The organism is Paenibacillus zanthoxyli JH29 (genome assembly GCF_000520715.1).
GTDB lineage: Bacteria > Bacillota > Bacilli > Paenibacillales > Paenibacillaceae > Paenibacillus_AQ > Paenibacillus_AQ zanthoxyli.
This window is the reverse complement of record NZ_ASSD01000467.1, coordinates 1-545: the sequence shown is the minus strand read 5'-3', so window position 1 is coordinate 545 and position 545 is coordinate 1. Positions and strand designations below refer to the sequence as shown.

The 545-nt window shown below is 64.8% G+C and carries 1 pseudogene; it reads left to right on the top strand.

The features are described from left to right. Positions 1-545: pseudogene (locus tag L691_RS29310) on the top strand (MMPL family transporter); the annotation flags it as partial.

Sequence of the window (545 nt, the reverse complement as noted above, 5' to 3'; positions counted from 1 at the left end):
CGGCTTGTCGGATGCCAGCAACCAGCTCAAGCAGAATGAGCCGAAGCTGAAGGAGGCCGCTTCCGGAGCGGAGCAGCTCGTAAGCGGTACGGCGGATCTGAAATCGGGGATTACCGCGCTGGGAGACGGTCTGACCCGCATCCAGAAGGGGATTGAGAGCGGATCGGCGGGAGCGGGCGAGATTAAGAGCGGACTTGCGCAGGCTGCGGCGAGCGCGCAGCAGCTTGCGGATGCCCACAAGAAGCTGCTCGCCGGGTATAAGCAGATCGGCGGAGGTCTAGATGCGCTGGACGGCGGCATCGGTCAGATTCAGCAGCAGCTGTCCGGTGTGGCGGCGGCGCTGGGAGGACTGGGACCGAGCTTTACCAATCTCGAGGGAAGCCACCCCGAGCTGCTGCGGAACGCGGACTACCAGACCATCAAGGGGACGGTCGCCCAGACCGGTGAAGGAGCGGCCAAGCTTGCGGCCGGGCTTGGACAAATCTCGGAGCAGCTTAAAGGCGCCGCAGCGGGGCTGGACGAAGCGAACGCAGGCTATGCCAAGG